This is a genomic window from Hydrogenophaga sp., from assembly GCF_051007235.1.
GTDB lineage: Bacteria > Pseudomonadota > Gammaproteobacteria > Burkholderiales > Burkholderiaceae_C > Hydrogenophaga.
The window spans coordinates 1-4,545 of record NZ_JBPCSJ010000534.1; the positions used below are offsets into that span (position 1 = coordinate 1).

At 67.2% G+C, this 4,545-nt stretch carries 7 protein-coding genes and 1 pseudogene; 2 read left to right on the top strand and 6 right to left on the bottom strand.

Annotated features, from left to right (window positions below):
* Together ACR2JA_RS18980 and ACR2JA_RS18985 are read left to right on the top strand one after the other, a co-directional pair.
* Positions 1-195 (top strand): ATP-binding protein (locus tag ACR2JA_RS18980; protein WP_434010624.1); only part of this gene is annotated, 195 nt, incomplete at its 5' end.
* Positions 196-272: 77 nt separating this feature from the next.
* Positions 273-908, top strand: coding sequence for an HD domain-containing protein (locus tag ACR2JA_RS18985; protein ID WP_434010625.1), 636 nt, complete (start codon positions 273-275; stop codon positions 906-908).
* A 171-nt stretch (positions 909-1,079) separates the two neighbouring features.
* Here the strand turns inward: ACR2JA_RS18985 and ACR2JA_RS18990 are convergent, their stop codons facing one another.
* The 6 genes and pseudogenes from ACR2JA_RS18990 to ACR2JA_RS19015 form a co-directional block, all read right to left on the bottom strand.
* Positions 1,080-1,394 (bottom strand): CcdB family protein, encoded by a 315-nt coding sequence (locus tag ACR2JA_RS18990; RefSeq protein WP_434010626.1) that lies wholly within the window; start codon positions 1,392-1,394, stop codon positions 1,080-1,082.
* 16 nt (positions 1,395-1,410) lie between these two features.
* Entirely contained in the window at positions 1,411-1,680 is a 270-nt protein-coding gene (locus tag ACR2JA_RS18995; protein ID WP_434010627.1) for a type II toxin-antitoxin system Phd/YefM family antitoxin, read from the bottom strand.
* A 69-nt stretch (positions 1,681-1,749) separates the two neighbouring features.
* Positions 1,750-2,115, bottom strand: a complete 366-nt coding sequence (locus tag ACR2JA_RS19000; RefSeq protein WP_434010628.1) for a methylglyoxal synthase — start codon at positions 2,113-2,115, stop codon at positions 1,750-1,752.
* 100 nt (positions 2,116-2,215) lie between these two features.
* Positions 2,216-3,811, bottom strand: a complete 1,596-nt coding sequence (gene pgi / locus ACR2JA_RS19005) for a glucose-6-phosphate isomerase (RefSeq protein ID WP_434010629.1) — start codon at positions 3,809-3,811, stop codon at positions 2,216-2,218.
* A 15-nt stretch (positions 3,812-3,826) separates the two neighbouring features.
* Positions 3,827-4,321, bottom strand: coding sequence for a hypothetical protein (locus ACR2JA_RS19010; RefSeq protein WP_434010630.1), 495 nt, complete (start codon positions 4,319-4,321; stop codon positions 3,827-3,829).
* A 7-nt stretch (positions 4,322-4,328) separates the two neighbouring features.
* Positions 4,329-4,545: pseudogene (locus ACR2JA_RS19015) on the bottom strand (keto-deoxy-phosphogluconate aldolase); the annotation flags it as partial.

Here is a 4,545-nt window from a genome sequence, read left to right on the forward strand (position 1 = left end):
GACATGGCCTACGCGGACCGCCTGTTCAAGGCCTTCCAGCGGCTGCACCGCCAGGACGAGTTCCCGGGCATCGGCATCGGTCTGGCCACGGCCCAGCGCATCGTGCAGCGCCATGGCGGCCACATCAGCGCGCAGGGCGTGCCCGGCCACGGGGCCACGTTTTCGGTGGTGCTGCCGGTCCGTGCGGGGGCGTGAGAAGACCGCTCTGCGCGACTTTCAGACGGGTTCGGTGGTGCGGCTGAACCGGCGCACGCCGGGCTAACATGCCTCCCATGAGCCCCCCACACGCCGAAGACGCACTGCTGGCCCGCTCATGGCAACGTGCCTGGGCCACGCTGGGCCTGCAGGCACCGGACGGCCTGATGCAGCGCCTGCAGACCGCCTGGGCCGAACCCCAGCGCCACTACCACACCACCCAGCACTTGCGCGAATGCCTGGCCCTGCTGGAGCCCGAGCTGCACAGCGCGCAACACCCGGGCGAAGTCGAACTCGCGCTCTGGTTCCACGACGCGGTGTACGACCCGAAAGGCCAAGGCAACGAAGCCCGCAGCGCCGACTGGGCCTGCCAGGCCCTGGCCCAGGCCGGTGCAGACGAAGCGGTGCAGCAGCACGTGCGCGCCCTCATCATGGCCACCTGCCACGACGCTGAGCCCACCGATCCCGACGCCCGCCTGCTGGTCGACATCGACCTCGCCATCCTCGGCGCCGAGCCGGCGCGATTTGCCGAATACGACGCCCAGGTCCGCGCCGAATACCGCTGGGTGCCCGGCTGGCTGTACCGGCGCAAACGCAAGCAGGTGCTGGCGGGTTTTCTGGCGCGACGCGCGATCTACGGGACGGAGCGGTTCCGGGAGCGGCTGGAGGTCAGGGCGCGGGAGAACTTGCGACGCGCGGTCTCAGGCGCCTGATCGGTTGAATCCGCCACCTGAAGCGGCCTATCGGAACACTGGAGGCGCCCTCCGGGTTCCTGGGGGGAGGGAAGGCGCCTCGGTCGCTCCGTCCCGCCGGGTTCTAGGGCTGGGCGGTCAAGGGGTCGGGCAGGATGACCACCGCGTGTGGGTCATCCCGGAGCGCATCACCTAGATGCCATACAAAACTGCGTCAACCGCAGCCACCAGTGCGCTGGCTTGTGCCGCGACAGATCCGACCGGTTTGCGCAGCAGCTTGGCGGGCAGCGGCGCTGCGAAATGGGCCAGGGCGTGCAGGCGCTGGCCTTTGACGTTCACCAGCGGGCACAGAGCGCTCGGCACTTGGCCGCTGTAGCTGAGCGTGGCCAGTGGAATGGTCAGTCGGGTGGCCAGGCCATCGAGCAGATCGCTCTGGATGACGACCACGTAGGGAATGCCTTGACCCGCGCTGGTGCTCGGGTTGGGGTAAACGTCGTCCTGCGCCATGTGCCTGCTCGCCGGCTCACCACGGGCGCAGATCAGCGCCGGGGATGCCGGTCGATTCCACCAGTTCGTTCTGTGCCTGGATCCAGCCGCCGAACTCGGCTTCGAAAGCCGCCTTGCGCGCGGCCAGGATGCTCAGGGTCTGGGTGGCTTGCAAGGCCTGGTAGTGCTCGGCCGAGAGAATCACCGTGTCGACAAGCCCTGCCTTTTCCACAAACACGGGCTCGCGTTTGGCCTGGGCGCAGACGCTGCCAAAACGGTTCTTGGCTTCGGTGGCGGTGATGTGCATGGCAGACTCCTTGAATTGGCCAGTTTAGCCATTCAAGGGGCGACCCTGTCACCCGCTGACCCGCTGGGTTCAGCGGCCGATACACCCCAGCAGCAGCCGCGCCGTCGCCACATTCGTCGCGCACGGCACGTTGTGCACGTCGCAGGCGAGCACCAGCGCGTTGATGTCGGGTTCGTGGGGCTGGGCGGTCATGGGGTCGCGCAGGAAGACCACCGCATCGACTTCGCCGACCGAGAGGCGCGCGCCGATCTGCAGGTCGCCGCCCAACGGGCCGCTGAGCAGGCGCTCCACCGTCAGGCCCACTTCGGCCTGCAGCCGGCCGCCGGTGGTGCCGGTGGCCATGAGGGTGTGTTGGCGCAGCAGCGGCGCGAACTCGGTGGCCAGGGCCACCATGTCGTCCTTCTTGCGGTCGTGGGCGACGAGGGCGATGATCATCGGTTGACCCCCACGCTCCACCGCTTTGCGGGTCGCTGCCCCCCGAGGGGGCTGAACCCGCCTTGGGGCGGCCCGGCGGCGGGTTCGTGGTCGCTCTGCCTCATGCGCTCCGTTCCATGGCTTTGGCCATGGTCTTGCCCAGCTCCACACCCCACTGGTCGTACGCGTTGATGCCCCAGACGGCGGCCTGTACAAACACCTTGTGTTCGTACAGTGCGATCAGGGCGCCCAGGCGGTGCGGGGTGAGCTGGTCGATCCAGAGCACGCTGTTGGGCACGTCGCCAGCAAAGCTGCGCTGGCTCACGAAGGGCTCGGCCTGCTCGGCGCTCTGGCCCTCGGCCATCAGCGCCTGCAAGGTGTCGGCCGGGCTGCGGCCCACGGCCAGGGCCTGGGACTGCGCGCGCAGGTTGAGGTTGACCACGCGGTGGTGTTCGGCCGCCAGCGGCAAGGCGGTGTCTTCGGTTTCGACGCCGACAAACTCCACCGGCACGCGGTGCGTGCCCTGGTGCAGCAGCTGGAAGTAGGCGTGCTGGCCGTCGATGCCCAGGCCGCCCCAGAGGATGGGGCCGGTGCCGGTGTCGCAGGGCTGGCCGTCTTTGCGGGTGCGTTTGCCGTTGCTTTCCATGTCCATCTGTTGCACGAAGGGCGCGAAGCGCACCAGGCGGCTGGGGTAGCAGCTCAGCAACTGCGTCGGGCAGTTCAGGAAGTTGCGGTTCCAGATGCCGCTCAGCGCCAGGATGACGGGCAGGTTCTGTTCCAGCGGCGCGCTGCGGAAGTGCGCGTCCATGGCCTGGCCACCGGCCAGGAATTCGCGGAAGGCTGTCGCACCGATGGCCAGGGCCAGCGGCATGCCCAGCGCAGACCAGACGGAGTAGCGGCCACCGACCCAGTCCCAGAAGGTGAAGGTGTGTTCGGCGGGGTAACCCGCAGCGCCGGACTTCTGCGGAGCGGCGGTGATGGCGACCAGGTGCGCGCTCTGCGCCGCGCCGGTGATGCCGCCGTCTTCCAGCCAGCGGCGAGCGCTGGCGGCGTTGGTCATGGTTTCCTGCGTGGTGAAGGTTTTGCTCGCGACGATCACCATCGTGGTGGCCGGGTTCAGGCCGCGCAGCGTGCTGTGCAGCGCCCAGGCGTCGGGGTTGCTGACGAAGTGCACGCGCAAACCCTTCTGGCCATCGCTGCACAGCGGGGCCAGCGCGTCGGCGGCCATGCGCGGGCCGAGGTCCGATCCGCCGATACCGATGTTCACCACGTCGGTGAAGGCGGCGCCGGTGCTGCTCTTGACCTTACCGGCGCGCACGCGGTCGGCGAACGCGCAGACGCGGTCCAGTTCGTTCTGCACCAGTTGCTGGATCGCGGCACCCCAGGGCGCGGCGCCACCGGTCGCGCCAGGTGTGCCGCGCAGGGCCACGTGCAGCACGGCGCGTTGCTCGCTGGTGTTGATGACCTCGCCCGCGAACATGGCGTCGCGCTGCGCTTCCACGCCGGCTTCGCGGGCCAGTTGTAGCAGGGCCGTCCAGATGGCGCCGTCAAAGGCCTGGCGCGTGAATTCTACGCGGATGCCGGTGCCATCGGCGGCGGCCTGCATCGCGTCGCGGCCCGGCTGGGCCAGGCGTTCGCGCAGGTGCGGCTGGGGCAGGGCGGCGAGCTGGGCGAGCTGTTGCCAGGCGGGGAGGGTGGTGGGGCTGGTGCTGTTCATTTGCTGTGTCTCTGATTAGGGTCTGGAAGAGTCAATGAGCGACGAATGGGTCGCCCGGATTCTTTCGAAGATGACCTGATCCTTTGTGACAAAAAACAGGGATAGGCCTACGCCGATGACGTGCATTGGTTGACACCTCTCAACCTGTTCCCAGAAAGCGTTGGGTTCTTCGCCATGTTCGTTCAGCGGGGCGAATCCCAAGTAGTTCACGAAGGAACGTTGGGGTGTGTGAAGCACAGCTTCTGGGAACACATACCACTCATCAAACCCTACCGCTGGGAGGTCATCAGGGTTGTCAACGACAGGGCTGATGGCAACCCCTTCTTGCTGAGACCAACCCTTGGCGAATTCCTCTGCGGTAGGTACGAACGGCCCACTGTCAAATGACGTGATGGCAACTCGATGACCCAATACGACTTCTGGAAACCGTGGCAGGAAATCCCACATATTCGGGTCGAATCCATCCGCCCATTCAATGATCCAGTAGCCTGATTTATTCCCTGTTCGCATGCGGGGTTTATACCTGTGCGGCCAGCGCGGTGGCTTCTTTGGCGAGTTGCGTGATCTTCTTCCAGTCCCCGGCTGCCAGCGCGTCGGCCGGGGTCAGCCAGCTGCCGCCGGCCATGGCCACGTTGGGCAGCTTCAAAAAGTCTTTCAGGTTCTCGGGGCTGACACCGCCGGTGGGGCAGAACATCACGTCGGGGATGGGTGCGCCCAAGGCCTTGAGCATGCCC